Source organism: Labrys sp. Lb11, assembly GCF_057554225.1.
In genome coordinates this window covers 161,670-179,891 of record NZ_BAAJOT010000002.1, presented here as the reverse complement: position 1 = coordinate 179,891, position 18,222 = coordinate 161,670, and the positions used below count along the sequence as shown (strand labels likewise).

Genomic DNA, 18,222 nt, shown 5'->3' with positions numbered 1-18,222 from the left:
TTGGTCGCACCGAGCAGGATCCGCTTGTGGTGAAGACTTTTTCGCCTAACTCATTGATTTTTCGGGAGTGGCTCCTCCCAAAATGCCCCAATCGGTGAAGACGAACTAACCCTTTGATTCCACACGGCTGCGCTCCTCAAAATCCCGCGAATCCGCAAAGACGGGATAACGCTGAACGAAGGCTGCTTAACACGAGCTCGGCCGAGAGCAGCCGTTCCGCTATCGGCCAAAGATGGCCGAAGGCGGAGGGAATGCTCCTCGCCCAGTCGGTTCCCGGGCTACGAATCAGTCTCTGCGAAGAAGGGGATCCAGAATTCGTCAAGCGCCGGAGCATCGGTGATTGTGACGCCCGGCAGAGGTTTAAAAATATTCGCACCCAGATACCTGATCATGATCGTTTCGATCAGGCGCATGAGAAAATCGGGCATGGTATTCGCCAGTTCCATTGCTTTTGCCATTACCAACCCAAACGCACCGATTGCGGTCGGCTCGCCTGTCGCCCGCATGAGACCGTAACCAAAGACCAACTCGCTCGAAAAATAGAACGAATTCGTGTTCGCTTCGGAAAAATACCATTCCCACGGCTCGTCGTCTGAAATGGCCTCGAATGCCCGCTCAACATTCTTTTCGTTGGGATAGTGGTAGAGGTAATTGTGGCGGATCAACCGGAGCAGGGCTTTTTTGTCGAAGTCCGGTTTCAGCTTGTTGTAGGCGTCTTGCCCCTCCTGATGCATCGCGGAAAGATAGCTCTCAATGAGCGCTTGTCGCTCTTCGAGCCACACGCATGCCTCTGCAAGCACACCGAGCAGGCAGCGCAAGATAAGCTGCGACTGCATTCCGCTGACATCGGCCTCGATTGCGTTCTGTGGATCCTTGCTGGTCGAGAAGCGAACCAGTTTCATAAACACGCTGATCTGGTTCAGGATATGACCCGAAACCAGCACAAGGCTCCGCTCCGGCCTCGGAAGTTGCCGGAACTGATCCTTCGAGATCGGAATACGATAGACCTTAATCATTTACCCAAGCTGACAGGGACGGAAAGCCACTACGCGCACCTAGAGCAATGGATAGCAGAATTGGCTCGGCCGGGGTATCGCGGCTCATATCCAAGAGCCATCTGGCCGCTCTTCTGAAAGCCAAGGGTCCGCTCCGGTCCTTCAATCGCTCAAAGCCACCATTCCGTTATCGGCCAGTTCGAACAGTACAGGAACGCGCCTCTTCCCAGCCATTAAACGGAGCTTCCTTCTTCCGACCGCGCCAAGCGCCTGATTTTTCGGCAGAAGGTTGCTTCTGTGTGCTCATAATGTAGCCATGTAAACTGGTAATTTCGGCTTGTTTTGAATGAGATTGTGCCGTAAAATGGCGCCATGTACATCGAATCCGTCCCCAACCGCGACTCCCCGCCGGCCATCCTGCTGCGCGAGAGCTATCGCGAGGGCGGCAAGATCAAGAAGCGCACGCTGCTCAACCTGTCCGACTGGCCGACCGAGCGCATCGCCGGCTTCAGGATGCTGCTGAAGGGCGGCACGGTGCTTCCGCCCGACCGGGAGGCGATCAGCATTGTGCGCGCCCTGCCGCACGGCCATGTCGCCGCGGCGCTGGGCACCGCCCGCAAGATCGGTCTCGACCGGCTGCTCGGGCCTGCCGGCAACCGCTGCCGGGATCTCGTCCTGGCACTGATCGTCAGCCGCATCCTCGATCCAAGCTCGAAGCTCGCGGCGGCGCGGGCACTGTCACCCGATACCGCCGCCTCCAGCCTCGGCGCCGAGCTCGGGCTGGGGCCGGTGGACGAGGCGGACCTCTACAGCGCTCTCGACTGGCTGGCGGAGCGCCAGGCGGCGATCGAGACGGCACTGGCCCGGCGCCATCTCGCCGGCGGCACGCTGGTGCTCTACGACGTCACGTCGAGCTACATGGAGGGCCGCTGCTGCCCGCTGGCCCAGTTCGGCTACAATCGCGACGGCAAGAAGGGCAAGCTGCAGATCGTCTACGGCCTGCTCTGCGCCCCTGACGGCTGCCCGGTCGCTGTCGAGGTCTTCGAAGGCTCGACCGGCGATCCCTCCACGCTGGGCAACCAGGTCGCCAAGCTGAAGCAGCGCTTCGGCCTCGACCATGTCGTGCTGGTGGGAGACAGGGGCATGATCACTCAGGCCCGCATCGCCGAGGACATCAGGCCGGCCGGGCTCGACTGGATCACGGCGCTGCGCGCCCCGGCGATCCGCGGCCTGCTCGAGGGCGGCGCCTTCCAGATGTCGCTGTTCGACGATCGCGACATGGCGGCCATCACCTCACCGGACTTCCCGGGCGAGCGCCTGATCGTCTGCCGCAATCAGGCGCTCGCCGCCGAGCGCGCCCGCAAGCGCGAGGATCTCCTGCGCGCCACCGAGCGCCACCTCGCTCCTATCGCCGCCGCGGTGCGGCGCAAGCGCGAGCCGCTGCGCGGCCAGGCCGAGATCGGCCTGGCCGTCGGCGCCGTGATCGACCGGCATAAGATGGCCAAGCACTTCGAGCTTCAGATCACCGACACCAGCTTCACCTTCGCCCGCAAGACCGCCGAGATCGCCGCCGAGGCCGCCCTCGATGGCCTCTACGCCGTGCGCACCAGCCTGCCCGCCTCGACGCTCGACGATGCCGCCACGGTCAAAGCCTACAAATCCCTCAGCCTGGTCGAGCGCGCCTTCCGCTCGATCAAGACCGTCGATCTGCATGTGCGTCCGGTCTACCACTGGCTGCCCGAGCGGGTGCGCGCTCACGTCTTCTTGTGCATGCTCGGCTACTATCTCGAATGGCACATGCGCCGGCGCCTGGCGCCCATGCTCTACGACGACACCGACAAAGACGCCGCCGAGGCGCTGCGCCCCAGCGTCGTCGCCAAGGCCCAGCGCTCGCCCGCCGCCGTCACCAAGCAGACCACCGGCCTCACCCCGGACGGCCTGCCCGTGCACAGCTTCCACACCCTGATCGCCGATCTCGCCACCCTCACCCGCAACACCGTCGAGATCGCCACCGCGCCGGGCATGCCCTTCGCCATCGCCGCCCGCCCGACGCCGATCCAGGCCAAGGCCTTCGACCTCCTCGCCGTCGCCCGTACCCAGTAGAGACGTCCGTCGATCCGGTTTTAGCTCGCAAGATCAAATGCTTGCGCTCTGCGAAAGAAAGAAGCTCCGATTAAACGACATGCACAGCGATGCCGAAGGTCGCCGTTCATTCTGGCGCGGTGTCGGTGAGGAGCAGGTCAGACAGCCATATTGGGATCAATCGGCTGCAGGATGAAGCCAGGGAAATTCACAATATTGGCGGTGCCGGCCAAAGCCGTATTCACGGCGTCATAGGTCTCCGAGGTGGAGACGAGAACCTGCTGGCCTTGTTCAGCCGACTGGGATGCGGACCGCAGAAACTCGAACAAACTCGCCGATTCAACTTCCTGCTGGCCCGGCTCGTCGAAGATCGCGAGTCCTGGATGATTGGTAGCAGAAGCCCTCATCAATTCCATACAGGCCAGATAATATGCCCATTTCAGGCGAATAGCGTCGCTGGCCGACATCTCGAAATTGATTTCTTTCTCGACTGTTTCACCCCCCTCAACGCGGAGTACCAGCGGACGGAAATTGTCGTTAGACAGCGAGATTTCGCCCGGCTGAAATGAGCGAAAGCCGTAGCGCTCGAGATAGCGGCGGACGGTGCCCTGAAGGTGCTCAATCTTGTACTTGTCGGCGATAGTGAGTTCATCACCCGGAAGCTGCCGCAGAGCGTTGGTCGCGCTTACCCAGTCGGCGGCGATCTCCCGGAGTTCATCGAGCAGGGAGATCGCAAGGTCGTCGACGCCCTGAAGGCGTTCGACGAAGGCCAGAAGGCGAACGATTTCCTCGATCACTGCCCGCGACGGGGATGCGCTGGGACGGGTAAGTTCCTGGCGAAGCGCGCGCAGCTGCTGTTGCATGTCCTGAAGATCGCGCTCCGATCCTCGGTATCGCGCCGCGATCTCTTGGAGCCGCTCGCGCGAGCTCGTCAGCGCGGTCCGGTAGAGTTCGAGCTGCGATTTGACGAAGGCGATATTCTCGTCGAGCGCCATTCCGACACTGTCGACGGTGGGCAGGAGTTCGTTAGACACCTCTTGGTGGCATGTCGGACAAATGTGCTCCGATGCCGCTCGTCCGAGGTCGGAGCCCAGGCGCTGCAGCTTCTGAGCATCCTGATTGCGTTTGAGGTCGGTCTCTAGCGCGCTCACGCGCTCCTGGAGCGCTTTGTTGTCCTGAGTTTCGGCGCCATACTCAAGGCGAACTGCCTCAAGCACCGCTGAAAGCGCGTCGATTTCTGAGCGAAGGCGAGTCACACGCGCCTGGAGATCGGGAGCGGCCTCCTCGACTGTCTCGACCTGGCTGGCCTCGAGTTTCGCTATTCGGTCAATCACAATTTGGAGGACTTCAGCGAGACGCGTCCACTCACCCTGATAATAAAGCTGAAGATCGAGGGTGGGTGCTGCTGCGAACTCCGCGCTGGGTTGCACGGGAAGACCTCTGATTCGGCCAACGCGCGCTGCGGCCTCCTCCAGGCTCTTTCGCCGATCCGACCAGCGGCCGAGCAGATCCGAGATTGCGGACCGCAACTCAGCGCGGCGTCGCCGATTTTTTGCTGTCTGGAGATCGAGCAGGAACTCCATGACCCGCCGAGCGACGTCCTGGATACGGAAGAACGTCGGAAATGGCCCCTGAATGGATGACCATCCGCGCTTCTGCTCGACAAAGAGCATCGGGAAGATCGCTTCCAGATAGAGCGGACATTCCGTTCCATCGTAACGTGCGACGATCGGCAGTTCCCAGCCGAGGAATTTTGCCAGGAAGGCGTGGAAGCCGCTTTCGTTTGTCGCCGATCCACCGTCGAGAACGAAATAGTCGCGCTGCTCGCCACGAGGCATGTCGGTGGTTAGCGATGGACCGATCCAAGTCTGGATAAGCTTCGTGCTCTTCTCTCCAACCACATCCCGGTGGAGAACGATGACCACACCCTCGGCATTGGCGATCTCGAGTTCGACATAGGACTGCAGGACGAGTTCGTAAGGCTCGTCCTTGAACTGATGGATCTGCTCGCGCATCGCGTATGGGAGCGGGACGGTCAGCTGTGGGCCGAGTGATCGTTCGAGACCGAGCGCGTAGATGATCGCCTGCAGGCAGGTCGATTTGCCTGATGTATTAGGCGCTTGAATCACGTTCAGGCCGACTGCAAACGAAAGATCCGCTCCATAAGGACGCGTGGCGGTGAATGAGCGCAAACGGAGATGGCGTAATTGGATCATGACCGCTCACCGAGCAGCGTGGCGACGCTCGTTTCGGTGATAAGTTTGGCAAGTTCAACGACCGCTGCTCGCTCTTCGACTAACGCGTCATCGAGGTTCATTACGGCAGCGGCTGCGTCGATGCCGGCTTTCGTGAGTTGGAGCGCCGCCCGGCCTGTCGCCTTTGTCCAGATCGCCAGCTTCTCGCCGACGACAAAATCGACAGCTCTCGCGAAGGCAGGTTCCACTCTGAGGTTCCAGGGCACAGCACTTTGAACGGTTGACACGATTGATTTCAAGCGATCCTGCTGACCCGAACGGATCGCGTCGTTGAGAATGTGAAGCTTCGCGAGAGAAGCGCGGTTGGCGCGCGAACTCCCGAGCATAGCGAGGATGAGTGCTACCCGCCAAGCGATGCGGAGATCGCCAGGTACGGGCACCGGACGGCGCTGAAAGGAGAAACGACGATGAGAAAGGTCGAGTTCGGGCATACTCAGCCCACTTCCGGAAAATCGAGTGGGCAGCGGATCAACCAGTCGCTGACTGTTCCCAGCGCGATCTGGGTTACCACCCCGGCGGGAAGCGTTGGAAGCGCCCTGACGAGAGACTGTTCGATCTTCTGCGTGCTATCCTGCAACTGTTCCGCCGGTAGGGTCGATGCAGCGCCGACTGCGATCAGTCGCGTTTCTTCGGCATCGATCGACTGGAACGCGCGCTCCCACAGCACCGCGTGGTTCTGACGCAGCTGATCAAGTGCATTCTCTCGGTAAAGGTGCGCCTTAACATAGGCATCTCGTCGTGCGGCGATTTGCCCGGGCGTAGCGCTTGCGCCATAGGCTCGCTTCAGCTTGTCATCGATCCGGGCCCCGATCGACGTCCCGCTCGCCGCCGACACGTCAGTTGACGTCGGCACCACCACCTGGAGCGGCGGGCCGAGCGACATGGATTTGAGTTGCTCGATCTCACCAGCGAAGTCCTCCTGCGAATGGCAGAGAGCCTCGAAATCATCGGCGAGAAAGCTTAGGCTGAGAGCTTTGACCGCCACACCGCGCTGTCGAACGTCGGCGACGACATCTTTGTTGTCGAGAAAGGGGCAGAGCAGGATCCACCGGTTCGCGGCTATTCCTGAGAGTATCGAGGCGATCTTATCCTTGTTCTTCGAAAGCTTGGGGAGATCACGGCCGGCCTTCGCCTTCATCGCGCTGGCCGCCTTCTTCACATCCGACACTTCTTGCGGAGCGTAACACTGGTAAAGGCACCCGCTGGTTGTGAAAAACTCGAGTCCTGCGTCACCGCTGACGGAGTCGGGGACGACCTGAACGTTTTCTGAGCCGTGGCGACGCTGAACAAGTTGCAGAGCGAATGCCTGCCACTCATCGCCTTTCCACGCTCGTCGAAAACCCATGCTCGCTCCCCCCTAACTTCAGCTTAGTCAGAGAGAGGCGCGCCGCAAGAGGATTTACCAACGCCGCCTTCGACATCACCTTTTACTTTCTGCTCTCGGTGGGCCCGCTCAAGCTTCTTGCAGACCCCACAATCCACGTGCCAGCGGGCTGCCCCTCTGCCGCAGGTCGCGGAGCAGTTTGATTTAAGCATCGGTTGCCACGACGGCGCGCCTGAATTGGGTTCCGATCGGCATACGGAGGGGGAAACCGCATTCGGCAGCGGAGATGCCGTGACCTCGCAATGGGCCTCAAGGCATACAAGCTCCTGCAAGCCGCCAGTCGAATAACGGTCCAAGTGCGACGTCACGCGATTGACTCGGTAGGGTCCGTCCCTGGCTCATTCGGGACCTAGGAAGCCGGCTTTCAGTGTATGCTCTCGACCAAAAGCGGCCATGGATGTATCGCCCAGCCGTCCCGGTCGGGAGAGCGGCTGGAACCGACTTGGCCACGCCATCCCGCGCTTTGCCTCTCGCCCACAACCCGCTAGCCTCGCCCGGTATTTCGCCGGGGGCGCCCATGAGACTTACCGTTACCGTCGTTGCGGCACTCGCGCTTGCAAGCTGCGTATCCACCACCCCACCCGCTGGACCGCCGCCGCGCGGTGTCACCCGTTTGCCGCGCGATCCCGCGGTTCCGGCGCGTCTGGCCGGGCTTCCGGCATGGGAGGCGGCCACGGCCTGCAATGCGGTGACGGCGCGGATCACGGTCAATCGCGCTCATGCCCTGGGCGGGATGGCGAACTTCGACGAAGAGGTCAAGCGGACCGGTTATCTGACGCGCCTCTATTGGGCCTACGCCCAGCGGACGGTCGCCATCGATCGCCAGATTGGCGCGCCCATGGCATCGAAGGCCGTCTATGACCGGGGCCGGATCTGGGATCAGGCGCCGCCGTCGCGCCGTCCCACCCTGGCCGAATGCGAGGCGTTCGCGCCCGTGGTCGAGAGGCTGCTGGACGCCTCCTGACGGGATTGCCGCCGTCACCTTTCCAGCCCTGCCGGCGGAACGCCAAGCGGCACGAGCGCATTCCATGCCCGTGGTGCATCATCGAGCCAGCCCGTGTACCGTCCCCCGCATGCGCGGGAAACCGGTCGGGACCTGGCTTCACCAGCGAGAGGACGATCCATGGCCATTGCCAAGAACACGATCTGCCTGTGGTACGACAAGGACGCAGAGGCCGCGGCCCGCTTCTATGCCGGGGTCTTTCCCGACAGCGCGGTGGGCGCCGTCCACCATGCTCCCGGCGACTATCCGTCCGGCAAGGCGGGCGACGTGCTGATGGTCGAGTTCACGGTCGCCGGCATCCCGTGCCTCGGCCTCAACGGCGGGCCGATGTTCAAGCACAACGAGGCCTTCTCGTTCCAGATCGCCACCGACGACCAGGAGGAGACCGACCGCTACTGGAACGCCATCGTCGGCAATGGCGGCCAGGAAAGCGCGTGCGGCTGGTGCAAGGACAGATGGGGCGTGTCCTGGCAGATCACGCCGCGCGTGCTGACCGAGGCGATGGCGGCCGGCGGCGCCGAGGCGAAGCGCGCGTTCGACGCGATGATGGAGATGGGGAAGATCGACGTCGCGGCCATCGAGGCGGCCCGGCGCGGGTGACGGAGCGTCTTGAATCAGGGCGCCAACCTGGCCGTCATGGACGGGCTTGTCCGGTCCACCCCGACGAGATCGCATGCGATCTCGTCGGGGAACACGACGACTGGAGGCTGTCGTCACCCGATTCTGTGTCGTTGCGTGCGCGTGGATGGCCGGATCAAGTCCGGCCATGACGGCTGAAAGGGCGTCGCCCCTCCCAGCAGCGACATGGTCCGGCCCTATCTAAGCGCCTATGGAATCAAGTCTGGCCATGACGGTTTGCGAGGTCGCGCCCAATCGACAGCCGGAGCCGGAGCACTGGTTCCCAGGCGACGGCTGACATTCCTCAGCGCACGCCGACCGGCGTCGCCACCGTCTCGGCGTCGCTCGTGTCGGTATGCACCGCCTCGCGGATCACCTTGTCGGTCGTGGCCTCGAGGTGGTCCCACAGGTCCGAGTGCAGGTCGTTGAACTGCCGCCAGACCACCGTGTTGAAGAACTGCCGCGGCGCGCGCACCATCACCGTCGTGCGCCGCTGCCGCGGATAGCGATAGGGCCGGACGCCGTAGCGCCGGCACAGCGCCATGAACAGCCGGACCGACCACATGTCGGGCATCGAGAACTGCAACTCCTCCGCCGGATCCCCGGCGCCAATCTCCGCCAGCCTGGCCTTCAGCCGCTCGCCCGCGGCCCCGGCCGCCTCTCGCTCGCCGGCCGTCCCCGCGCCGAAGTACAGCGCCTCGACCTTGCGCAGCTTCTCGCGCAGTTGTTCTTCGATGCCGATCATCCGCCGCCGACCGCCGTTGCCGTGCGAGGACGGCAGCATGCCCCGGCGCGGCCGTCAACGCGGTCGCCTCGCCGGTCCACAGGCTTGTCCGTCGAGGCGGGGCGCCCGGCTCCCTACCCGAACGCCTTCCGCAGCGCCGGGATCGCCCGCTCGGCGAACAGGCGCAGGAAGCGCTCCTGGTCCGGGCCGGGGGCGTGGAAGACGAGGTGGCGGAAGCCGAGCTCGACATAGGGGCGCAGGCCCTCGACCAGCGGCTCGACGGCGTTGCAGACGATCCAGCGGCTGGCGGCGCGCTCGAGCGGCAGGGCGTCGGCGAGGCGCTGCATCTCCACCGGGTCCTCCACGCCCATCTTCTCCTCGGGCGAGAGCGCCAGCGCCGCCCAGTGGCGGGTGTCCTCCAGGGCGCGCTGCGCGTCGGCGTCGAAGGAGACCTTGACCTCGATCATCAGGTCGAGCCCGGCCATGGTCTTGCCGGCGGCGGCGCGGCCCTTCTCCAGGTTGGGCAGCAGCGTCTCGCGGTAGAGCTGCGGGTTCTTGCCGCTGGTGCAGATGAAGCCGTCGCCGAGCTCGCCGGCCATGAAGGCGGCCTTGGGGCCGGAGGCGCCGAGATAGATCGGCATCGGCTCATCCGGCCGGTCGTAGATGGTGGCGGCCTCGGTGCGGTACCAGGAGCCGTGATGGCTGACGCGCTCCTCGGTCCACAGCCGGCGCATCAGGGCGACGGCCTCGCGCAGCCGGCCCTCGCGCTCCTTGAAGCCCGGCCAGGTCATGCCGGTGGAGGGCACCTCGTTCAGCGATTCGCCGGTGCCGACGCCGAGCACGATGCGGCCGGGATAGAGCGCGCCGAGCGTCGCCACCGCCTGCGCCACCACGGAGGGGTGGTAGCGGAAGGTCGGCGTCACCACGCTGGTGCCGATGGTCATGCGCTTCGTGCGCTCGCCCAGCGCCGCCATCCAGGCGAAGGAGAAGGGGGCGTGCCCGTCGGTGTGGCGCCAGGGCTGGAAATGGTCGCTGACGAAGCAGGAGTCGAAGCCGAGCTCCTCGGCCAGAACCGCATAGTCCAGGAGCCGGCGCGGCGCGAACTGTTCCGCCGAAGCCTTGTAGCCGAATCGCAGCACGTCGTTTCCCTTCCTCAACCGTCGGTCCGCCTATTGTTGAGCCTCGCCCGCAAATAGGGTAGGGGGCCCTGGCCTCCGGCCATGGAGGAGTTTCGGCGCCGCCCCGGCGGCGGCCGGATTGTTTTTGGCCCGGCGGGGCCGGCCGGCCGACTTTTCGATCGGCGCTGCGCTAAGCTTCGCCCGATGACAAGCCGGCCGTGCCGGGCCCGCATGCCGCGGCCCGTCGGCGCGAGGCCTTGGGAGTGAATCGGACATGAAGATCGGCGCCCTGTTTCCCCAGTTCGAGATCGGCCGCGATCCCGCCGCCATCCGGGCCTTCGCCCAGACCGCCGAAGAGCTCGGCTACACCCACCTGACGGCCTTCGACCAGATCATCGGCCTCAACAAGGCCAGCCGCCCCGACTGGAAATATGTCCACGACGCCGAGGACATGTTCCACGAGATCTTCGTGCTGTTCGGCTATCTCGCCGCGGTCACCACCCGGATCGAGTTCGTCACCGGCGTGCTGGTGCTGCCGATGCGCGGCACGGCGCTGGTCGCCAAGCAGGCGGCGGAGGTCGACCTGCTCAGCGGCGGCCGGCTGCGCCTCGGCGTCGGCGTCGGCGTCAAGCCGGAGGAGTTCGAGGCCTGCGGCGAGGAGTTCGGCAACCGCGGCAAGCGCATGGACGAGCAGATCGACGTGCTGCGCAAGCTGTGGTGCTCCGACCTCATCACCTATGAGGGCAAGTACCACCGCATCGAGGACGGCGGCATCAACCCGCTGCCGGCGCAGCGGCCGATCCCGATCTGGATCGGCGGCATCTCCGAGGCGGCGATCAAGCGCGTCGGCCGCATCGGCGACGGCTGGCTGCCGAACTTCCAGGCCGACGACCTCGGCCGCCGCAGCATCGAGGCGATGCGCGAGGTGGCGGTGAGCCATGGCCGCGACCCCGACAGGATCGGCATCGAGGCGACCATGACCATCATCGACCGCACGCCGGCGGAGCTGCGCGAGGAGGTGGAGGCCTGGCGCGCCATCGGCGCCACCCACATCACCGTCAACACCATGCCGGAGCGCTGGGTCGAGGAGGAGAAGCGCTGGAACAAGGCCTCGATCGGCGGCCTCGCGGATCCGCAGGCGCATATCGACGCGATCCGGCGCTTCCGCGACGCGCTGCCGCATCTGTTCTGACCGCGATGCCCGTCTTCGAGCGATCCGAGTTCCTGGAGCGCATCGCCCGCGTCAAGGCGCGGATGCGGGCGGCCGGGCTCGACGTGCTGGTGTGCGCCGATCCGGCCAACATCAACTACCTCACCGGCTATGACGGCTGGTCGTTCTACGTGCATCAATATGCGGCGCTGTCGCTCGACGCCGAGGAGCCGCTGTGGATCGGCCGGGCCATGGACGCGCCGGGCGCCGAGCTCACCGCCTTCGTCCGGCGCGAGAACATCGTCCCCTATCCCGAGACCCATGTGGACTCGGCGAGCCTGCACCCGGCGCAGTTCGTCGCCGGCGTGCTGGCCGAGCGCGGCTTGGGCCACGCCCGCATCGGCGTCGAGCTCGACGCCTTCTACTTCACCGCCCGCGCCTATCTGGAGCTGGCCAGGGCGCTGCCCGGGGCCAGCCTCGTCGACGCGCAGGGGCTGGTGAACTGGGTGCGCCTCGTCAAGTCCCCGGCCGAGGTCGCGCTGATGCGCGGCGCCGCCGCCATCGTCTCGCAGGCCATGGCGGTCGGCATGGAGGCGGTGGCCCCGGGCGTGCGCGAATGCGACGCCGTCGCCCGCATCACCGCCGCCCAGTTCCACGGCACGCCCGAGCACTGGGGCGACTATCCCGCCGCGCTGGCCCAGGTGCCGAGCGGGCGCAAGAGCGCCGCCCCGCACATGACCTGGTCGGGCGACCGCTACGAGCACGGCACCGTCGCCTATCTCGAGCTCGGCGGCTGCCATCACCGCTACCACGCGGCGCTGGCCCGCACCCTGCACATGGGCCCGCCGCCGCCGGCGCTCACCGATGTCGCCGAGGTGGTGGCCGAGGGCCTCGACACCGCCCTCGACGCCGCCCGCGCCGGCACCACCTGCCACCAGGTCGAGGCGGCCTGGCGCCGCGTCATCAGCCGGGCCGGCTACAGCAAGGCCTCGCGCATCGGCTATTCCATCGGCCTCAACTACCCGCCGGACTGGGGCGAGCGCACCGCCAGCCTGCGCGAGGGCGACGAGACCGTGCTGGAGGCCAACATGTGCTTCCACATGATCCTGGGGATGTGGATGGACGACTGGGGCTACGAGCTGAGCGAGACCTTCTGCGTGCGCGCGTCCGGCGCGCCGGAGGTGCTGACCAGCTTCCCGCGCGACCTCGTGGTCAAGCTCTAGGACGGGGCAGGGATGGTTCGGAGCGAGACGAGGTCAGGCTTTGCTTGCGGCCGTGCGAGACGCCGCGGTTCCGATCTCGCCGCGACGCCCGCGTCTTCTCGCCCCCTTGCGGGGAGGGATGAAGGGTGGGGGTCGTGCAGGACAGGACGAGCCCCATGCCGACGACCCCCACCCCCTTACCCCTCCCCACCCATCTCGGGTGTTCCCGAGATGGGCAGAGCAAGAAGGCAAGTCGGAACCATCCGACTTGCCGGGGGAGGGGAGCGGCCGGCGCCGCGCCTGAAGCTGTTATCCGCGAGCGGCGAGAGGCAACCATGCCCCTGACCCTGACCGCCCTGCCGGATCTGCCGCTCGTCGCGCCCGGCGACGACCTCGGCGGCCTGCTGATCGCGGCGATCGAGCGGGCGGGCCTCGCGCCGCAGCCGCAGGATGTGCTGGTGGTCGCCCAGAAGGTGGTGTCGAAGGCTGAGGGCCGCGTCGTCGACCTCGCCGATGTGGTCGCCTCGGCGCGGGCGGTCGAGATCGCCGCCGCCGTCGACAAGGACCCGCGCCTCGTCGAGGTGGTGCTGTCGGAGGCGGACGAGGTGGTGGCGCAGCGGCGCGGCGTGCTGATCGTGGCGCACCGGCGCGGCTATGTCATGGCCAATGCCGGCGTCGACCAGTCCAACGTGGCCCAGCCCGAGGGCGATGCCCGGGTGCTGCTGCTGCCGGAGGACCCGGACGGCTGGTGCGAGACGATGCGGCGGCGGCTGGAGGCGCATTTCGGCGTCGGCATGGCGGTGGTGATGAACGACAGTTTCGGCCGGGCCTGGCGCAACGGCACGGTGGGCGTGGCGCTCGGCGCCGCCGGCCTGCCGGCGCTGCTCGACCGCATCGGCGAGCCGGACCTCTACGGCCGGCCGCTGCGCGTCACCCAGATCGGCTATGCCGACGAGGTGGCGGCGGCGGCCTCGCTCTTGATGGGGCAGGCGGCCGAGGGGCAGCCGGCGGTGCTGGTGCGCGGCCTCGCCTGGTCGCAGGCGCCGGCGCCGGCCTCGGCCCTGGTGCGGCCCAAGGCCGAGGACATGTTTCGATCGGCGCTGAGGTGACCGGCATGGGTGCGCAAGGGACGTCGGACGCCAGGGTCCTGGCCATATCAGGCGGCATCGGCGGCGCCAAGCTGGCGCTCGGCCTCTATCGCACCCTCGCCCCGGGCGCGCTGACGGTGGCGATCAACACGGGCGACGATTTCGAGCATCTGGGCCTGCACGTCTCGCCCGACATCGACACCGTCACCTACACGCTGGCCGGCCTTAACGACACCCATCGCGGCTGGGGCCTCGCCGACGAGAGCTGGAGCTTCATGGCGGCGCTGGAGCGGCTCGGCGGCGAGAACTGGTTCATGCTCGGCGACCGCGACCTCGCCACCCATGTCCAGCGCACCCTCAGGCTGAAGGCGGGGGAGAGCCTCACGGCGGTGACGACCGACTTCGCGGCGCGGCTCGGCATCCGGGCCCGGCTGCTGCCGATGAGCGACGACCCCGTCCGCACCGTCGTCGGCACCGAGGAGGGCCCGCTCGCCTTCCAGCGCTACTTCGTCGGACGCCAGTGCCGGCCGGCGGTGCGGGAGATCCGGTTCGAGGGCGCGGCGACGGCGCAGGTGCAGCCGGAGGTCGCGGCGGCGCTGGCCGATCCCGGGCTCGCCGCCATCGTCGTCTGCCCGTCCAACCCCTATCTCAGCGTCGACCCGATCCTGGCCCTGCCCGGCTTCCGCGAGGCCCTGGCCGCGGCGCCGGCGCCGGTGATCGCGGTGTCGCCGATCGTCGGCGGCCGCGCCGTCAAGGGGCCGACCGCCAAGATCATGGCCGAGCTCGGCCGGCCGGTGACGGTGCACGCGATCGCGGCGCATTATCGCGGCCTGCTCGACGGCCTGATCATCGACAACGCCGACGCGGCCGAGGCCGACGCGCTGGAGGTGCCGGTGGCGGTCACCGGCGCGGTGATGGACAGCCTGGAGGACCGCGACCGGCTGGCCCGTGCCGTGCTCCGCTTCGCCGCCTCGCTGCGCCGCAGGGGGCCGGCATGAGCGCGGCGCCGATCTGGGGGCTCATCCCGGTCAAGCGCCTCGGCGAGGCCAAGCTGCGGCTCGCCGGCGTGCTGAGCCCGGCGGAACGGGCCGGCCTCGCCGCCGCCATGGCCGAGGACGTGCTCGCCGCCGCCCTGGCCGCCCGCGGTCTCGCCGGGGTCGCGGTGGCGACGTCCGATCCGGCTGTCGCCGCCCTGGCCCGCCGGCTCGGCGCCCGCGTCCTGCCGGATCAGGCGGAGCTCGGCCTCAACGCCGCGATCGGCGGAGCGGCCTCGCGGCTCTCCCGCGACGGGGCCGCCGGCCTCTTGGTGCTGCCGGCCGACGTGCCCCTGGTGCTGCCGGCCGACATCGCCGCCCTGGTCGAAGGGCACGGCGACGGCCGGGCGGTGAGCCTCGCCGCGGCCGCGGCCGACGGCGGCTCGAATGCCCTGGTCTCGACGCCCGTGGACGCCATCCCCTTCCGCTTCGGCGCCGGCAGCGCGGCCCTGCACCGCGAGGCGGCGCTGGCCGCCGGCATCGTGCCCCGGCACGTGTCGCTGCCCCGCCTTGCCCGCGATATCGACCGGCCGGACGACCTCGCCGCCTTCCTCGGCGAGCCGTCGCCGACCCGCAGCCACGGCTTCCTCGCCGCCCTCGACGGCGCGCCGTCGCGGTTCGGGGCGCCCATGCTCCTGGAGACCCTGCCGTGAGCCGCACCGTGCTCGACCGCGCCGCCGCCGGCCATCGCCTCACCGAGGGCGAGGCGCTGGCGCTGGCCGCCTGCGACGACCTTCCGGCGATGACCGCGATCGCCGCCGCCCTGCGCGACGCGGGCTTCGGCACGACGATCACCTATTCGCGCAAGGTGTTCATCCCGCTGACGCATCTGTGCCGCGACGTCTGCCATTATTGCACCTTCGCCCAGCCGCCGAAGCGCGGCGAGAGCGCCTTCATGCCGCTCGAGGCGGTGCTGGACACGGCGCGCCGCGGCGCCGCCGCCCGCTGCACCGAGGCGCTGTTCACCCTCGGCGACAAGCCGGAGCTGCGCTACCGCGCCGCCCGCGAGGGCCTCGCCGCCCTCGGCCATGCCCGCACGCTCGACTATCTCGGCGAGGCCGCGGGCGCGACCTTCGCCGAGACCGGCCTGATGCCGCACCTCAATCCCGGCCTGATGGAACTCGACGACCTCGTCAGCCTGCGCGCGGTCTCGGCCTCGATGGGCATCATGCTGGAGACGGCGAGCGAGCGCCTGTCGCAGCGCGGCGGGCCGCATTTCGGCTCGCCCGACAAGCGCCCGGCCGCCCGGCTGGAGACCATACGCCTCGCCGGCGAGGCGGCGGTGCCCTTCACCTCCGGCCTGCTGATCGGCATCGGCGAGACGAGGCGGGAGCGGATCGAGGCCCTGCTGGCGCTCAGGGCGCTGCACGAGCGCTACGGCCACATCCAGGAGATCATCGTCCAGAACTTCTGCGCCAAGCCCGGCACGCGCATGAGCGCGGCGCCCGAGCCCGGCCTCGACGAGCACCTGTGGACCATCGCCGTCGCCCGCCTGGTGTTCGGCCCCGGCATGAGCATCCAGGCCCCGCCCAACCTCGCCAAGGGGCTGCTCGGACGCCTGATCGGCGCCGGCCTCAACGACTGGGGCGGGGTGTCGCCGGTGACGCCCGACTATGTCAATCCCGAGGCGCCCTGGCCTCACCTGGAGATCCTGGCCCGCGCCACCCAGGCGGCCGGCAAGCACCTGGTGCAACGCCTGCCGATCTATCCCTCGCACCTGGCCGAGCCCGGGCGCTGGCTGGCGCCGGCCTTCCGCACGCCGGCGCTGGAGGCGATCGACTCGCACGGCTTCGTACGGGGCGAGGACTGGTCGCCCGGCCGCGGCGACGCGATCCCGGCCGCGACGCGGGCCCTGCTCGCCGCGCCGGCGCCGGCCGTCGCCGGCGACCTCGGCCGGGTGCTGGCACGGGCCCAGGCCGGGGCGGGGCTGACGGAGGCGGAGGCGCTGCGCCTGTTCGAGGCCCGCGGCGCCGACCTCGCCGCGGTCTGCCGCGCCGCCGACGAACTGCGCGCCGCGGTGAACGGCGACACGGTGAGCTATGTCGTCACCCGCAACATCAACTACACCAATGTCTGCTCGTTCAAATGCCGCTTCTGCGCCTTCTCCAAGGGCAAGCTGGCGGAGAACCTGCGCGGCACGCCCTACGACCTCAGCCTCGACGAGATCGAGCGGCGCACCCGCGAGGCCTGGGCGCGCGGCGCCGGCGAGGTGTGCATGCAGGGCGGCATCCACCCCGACTATACCGGCGAGACCTATCTCGACATCTGCCGGGCGGTGAAGGCGGCGGTGCCGGGCATGCATGTCCACGCCTTCTCGCCGCTGGAGGTCTGGCAGGGCGCCGCGACGCTCGGCCTGCCGCTGGCCGAGTATCTCGCCGCCCTCGCCGCGGCCGGCCTCGGCAGCCTGCCGGGCACGGCGGCGGAGATCCTCGACGACGAGGTGCGCGACGTGCTGTGCGCCGACAAGATCCGCACGGACGAATGGCTGGCGGTGATGCGGGCCGCCCACGGCGCCGGCCTCCGCAGCACGGCGACGATCATGTTCGGCCATATCGAGCGGCCGGTGCACTGGGCGCGGCATATCGGGCGCATACGCGATCTGCAGCAGGAGACCGGCGGCTTCACCGAGTTCGTGCCGCTGCCCTTCGTGCACATGGAGGCGCCGATCTCCCTGAAGGGCCAGGCCCGGCGCGGCCCGACCTTCCGCGAGGCGCTGCTGATGCACGCCGTGCCGCGGCTGGCGCTGCATCCGGTGATCCCGAACATCCAGGCCTCCTGGGTGAAGCTCGGGCCGGAGGGCGTGGCGCTGGCGCTGAAGGCCGGCGTCAACGATCTCGGCGGCACGCTGATGAACGAGACGATTTCCCGCGCCGCCGGCGCCGCGCACGGCCAGGAGATGTCGCCGGAGGTGATGGAAGCGCTGATCCGCGCCTCAGGCCGCACGCCGCTGCAGCGCACCACGCTCTACCGGCCGGCGCCCGAGGAGCGCCGTGCCGCCGCCTTCGCCGCCGCCGATCTGACGGACGTGGTCAACACGCCGCTCCGCCGCCGCGGCGCCGCTCCGGGTCAGGAACGCTACGCCGCGCGGCGGGCATCGAACCTCGACCTGGCGTGAGGCGGGCGACGGCCGCAGATCCGCGACCAGAGCGTTTTGCGATTTGACGGAATCGCGTCAAGTCGCAAAGACGCGTCGAAACAGGGAGCTAGAGCAAAGCGCGTTTCCACCAAAACGCGCTTTGCTCTAGGACTGCCGAGCCGGAACGAGGCGCAAAACCTCCCCGCGCAAGCCGGAGCCCTGCCCGCCGTACCCCATCCGATCCGACTTCGTCGGGTCACCTTCTCCCACCTGCGGTGGAGAAGGCTCTTTGATTCTGCGACCTCAGGTTTGGCGAATTCCGACGTCGGAACGCGTCGGGAAGCCGTCGCCAAGTGATTGATGATCCGGCGAAATATCGAGCTTCCCGAAAGCCGTTTCATCCCGCTAGATCTGTGCCGGCGGAAACAAAACGTCGATGACCCGTCATCTTCTGCTTGACGATGATTCGGCCACGGGCGTATAAGGTCGCCCG

The 18,222-nt window shown here is 67.5% G+C and carries 15 protein-coding genes; 9 read left to right on the top strand and 6 right to left on the bottom strand.

Annotation, left to right across the window (positions count from 1 at the left end):
* Positions 1–278: 278 nt before the first annotated feature.
* The gene (locus AC27L4_RS06020; protein WP_487141144.1) at positions 279–1,016 is read right to left on the bottom strand and encodes a hypothetical protein; all 738 of its coding nucleotides are present in this window, start codon (positions 1,014–1,016) and stop codon (positions 279–281) included.
* 351 nt (positions 1,017–1,367) lie between these two features.
* On the opposite strand from AC27L4_RS06020, the gene AC27L4_RS06015 reads away from it, so the two are divergent.
* Entirely contained in the window at positions 1,368–3,098 is a 1,731-nt protein-coding gene (locus AC27L4_RS06015) for an IS1634 family transposase (RefSeq protein ID WP_487141143.1), read from the top strand.
* Between the two features lie 137 nt (positions 3,099–3,235).
* Here AC27L4_RS06015 and AC27L4_RS06010 read toward each other — a convergent pair whose 3' ends face one another.
* The 3 genes from AC27L4_RS06010 to AC27L4_RS06000 are packed head-to-tail and all read right to left on the bottom strand — an operon-like array spanning position 3,236 to position 6,677.
* Positions 3,236–5,293, bottom strand: a complete 2,058-nt coding sequence (locus AC27L4_RS06010) for a hypothetical protein (RefSeq protein ID WP_487141142.1) — start codon at positions 5,291–5,293, stop codon at positions 3,236–3,238.
* Positions 5,290–5,763, bottom strand: coding sequence for a hypothetical protein (locus tag AC27L4_RS06005; RefSeq protein WP_487141141.1), 474 nt, complete (start codon positions 5,761–5,763; stop codon positions 5,290–5,292). The genes AC27L4_RS06010 and AC27L4_RS06005 overlap by 4 nt, the downstream gene beginning before the upstream one ends.
* A 2-nt stretch (positions 5,764–5,765) precedes the next feature.
* On the bottom strand, positions 5,766–6,677 hold the full coding sequence (locus AC27L4_RS06000) for a hypothetical protein (RefSeq protein WP_487141139.1): 912 nt from the start codon (positions 6,675–6,677) through the stop codon (positions 5,766–5,768).
* Between the two features lie 556 nt (positions 6,678–7,233).
* Here AC27L4_RS06000 and AC27L4_RS05995 point away from each other — a divergent pair.
* Together AC27L4_RS05995 and AC27L4_RS05990 are read left to right on the top strand one after the other, a co-directional pair.
* Positions 7,234–7,680 (top strand): hypothetical protein, encoded by a 447-nt coding sequence (locus AC27L4_RS05995; protein ID WP_487141138.1) that lies wholly within the window; start codon positions 7,234–7,236, stop codon positions 7,678–7,680.
* Positions 7,681–7,845: 165 nt separating this feature from the next.
* Positions 7,846–8,319 (top strand): VOC family protein, encoded by a 474-nt coding sequence (locus AC27L4_RS05990; RefSeq protein WP_487141912.1) that lies wholly within the window; start codon positions 7,846–7,848, stop codon positions 8,317–8,319.
* A gap of 322 nt (positions 8,320–8,641) precedes the next feature.
* Here AC27L4_RS05990 and AC27L4_RS05985 read toward each other — a convergent pair whose 3' ends face one another.
* Positions 8,642–9,082, bottom strand: a complete 441-nt coding sequence (locus tag AC27L4_RS05985; RefSeq protein ID WP_487141137.1) for a hypothetical protein — start codon at positions 9,080–9,082, stop codon at positions 8,642–8,644.
* A 113-nt stretch (positions 9,083–9,195) separates the two neighbouring features.
* Entirely contained in the window at positions 9,196–10,200 is a 1,005-nt protein-coding gene (fgd, locus tag AC27L4_RS05980; protein WP_487141136.1) for a glucose-6-phosphate dehydrogenase (coenzyme-F420), read from the bottom strand.
* 253 nt (positions 10,201–10,453) lie between these two features.
* On the opposite strand from fgd, the gene AC27L4_RS05975 reads away from it, so the two are divergent.
* The 6 genes from AC27L4_RS05975 to cofH all read left to right on the top strand — a co-directional run bounded on the left by AC27L4_RS05975 (position 10,454) and on the right by cofH (position 17,768).
* Positions 10,454–11,371 carry an LLM class F420-dependent oxidoreductase gene (locus tag AC27L4_RS05975; protein ID WP_487141135.1) on the top strand — a complete coding sequence of 306 codons (918 nt, stop codon included), beginning with the start codon at positions 10,454–10,456 and terminating at the stop codon, positions 11,369–11,371.
* Positions 11,372–11,376: 5 nt separating this feature from the next.
* Positions 11,377–12,552, top strand: a complete 1,176-nt coding sequence (locus AC27L4_RS05970; protein WP_487141134.1) for a M24 family metallopeptidase — start codon at positions 11,377–11,379, stop codon at positions 12,550–12,552.
* 314 nt (positions 12,553–12,866) lie between these two features.
* On the top strand, positions 12,867–13,640 hold the full coding sequence (gene cofE / locus AC27L4_RS05965; RefSeq protein WP_487141133.1) for a coenzyme F420-0:L-glutamate ligase: 774 nt from the start codon (positions 12,867–12,869) through the stop codon (positions 13,638–13,640).
* A 5-nt stretch (positions 13,641–13,645) separates the two neighbouring features.
* On the top strand, positions 13,646–14,617 hold the full coding sequence (gene cofD / locus AC27L4_RS05960) for a 2-phospho-L-lactate transferase (protein ID WP_487141132.1): 972 nt from the start codon (positions 13,646–13,648) through the stop codon (positions 14,615–14,617).
* Positions 14,614–15,306, top strand: a complete 693-nt coding sequence (gene cofC / locus AC27L4_RS05955) for a 2-phospho-L-lactate guanylyltransferase (RefSeq protein ID WP_487141131.1) — start codon at positions 14,614–14,616, stop codon at positions 15,304–15,306. Before cofD ends, cofC begins: the two co-directional genes overlap by 4 nt.
* Entirely contained in the window at positions 15,303–17,768 is a 2,466-nt protein-coding gene (gene cofH / locus AC27L4_RS05950; RefSeq protein WP_487141130.1) for a 5-amino-6-(D-ribitylamino)uracil--L-tyrosine 4-hydroxyphenyl transferase CofH, read from the top strand. The genes cofC and cofH overlap by 4 nt, the downstream gene beginning before the upstream one ends.
* The last annotated feature ends 454 nt before the right edge of the window (positions 17,769–18,222 follow it).

Excerpts from the sequence above, each read along its gene's own strand:
- AC27L4_RS06020 (WP_487141144.1), bottom strand. The coding sequence starts at position 1,016 with ATGATTAAGGTCTATCGTATTCCGATCTCGAAGGATCAGTTCCGGCAA.
- AC27L4_RS06015 (WP_487141143.1), top strand. The coding sequence starts at position 1,368 with ATGTACATCGAATCCGTCCCCAACCGCGACTCCCCGCCGGCCATCCTG.
- AC27L4_RS06010 (WP_487141142.1), bottom strand. The coding sequence starts at position 5,293 with ATGATCCAATTACGCCATCTCCGTTTGCGCTCATTCACCGCCACGCGT.
- AC27L4_RS06005 (WP_487141141.1), bottom strand. The coding sequence starts at position 5,763 with ATGCCCGAACTCGACCTTTCTCATCGTCGTTTCTCCTTTCAGCGCCGT.
- AC27L4_RS06000 (WP_487141139.1), bottom strand. The coding sequence starts at position 6,677 with ATGGGTTTTCGACGAGCGTGGAAAGGCGATGAGTGGCAGGCATTCGCT.
- AC27L4_RS05995 (WP_487141138.1), top strand. The coding sequence starts at position 7,234 with ATGAGACTTACCGTTACCGTCGTTGCGGCACTCGCGCTTGCAAGCTGC.
- AC27L4_RS05985 (WP_487141137.1), bottom strand. The coding sequence starts at position 9,082 with ATGATCGGCATCGAAGAACAACTGCGCGAGAAGCTGCGCAAGGTCGAG.
- AC27L4_RS05975 (WP_487141135.1), top strand. The coding sequence starts at position 10,454 with ATGAAGATCGGCGCCCTGTTTCCCCAGTTCGAGATCGGCCGCGATCCC.
- AC27L4_RS05970 (WP_487141134.1), top strand. The coding sequence starts at position 11,377 with ATGCCCGTCTTCGAGCGATCCGAGTTCCTGGAGCGCATCGCCCGCGTC.
- cofE (WP_487141133.1), top strand. The coding sequence starts at position 12,867 with ATGCCCCTGACCCTGACCGCCCTGCCGGATCTGCCGCTCGTCGCGCCC.
- cofD (WP_487141132.1), top strand. The coding sequence starts at position 13,646 with ATGGGTGCGCAAGGGACGTCGGACGCCAGGGTCCTGGCCATATCAGGC.
- cofC (WP_487141131.1), top strand. The coding sequence starts at position 14,614 with ATGAGCGCGGCGCCGATCTGGGGGCTCATCCCGGTCAAGCGCCTCGGC.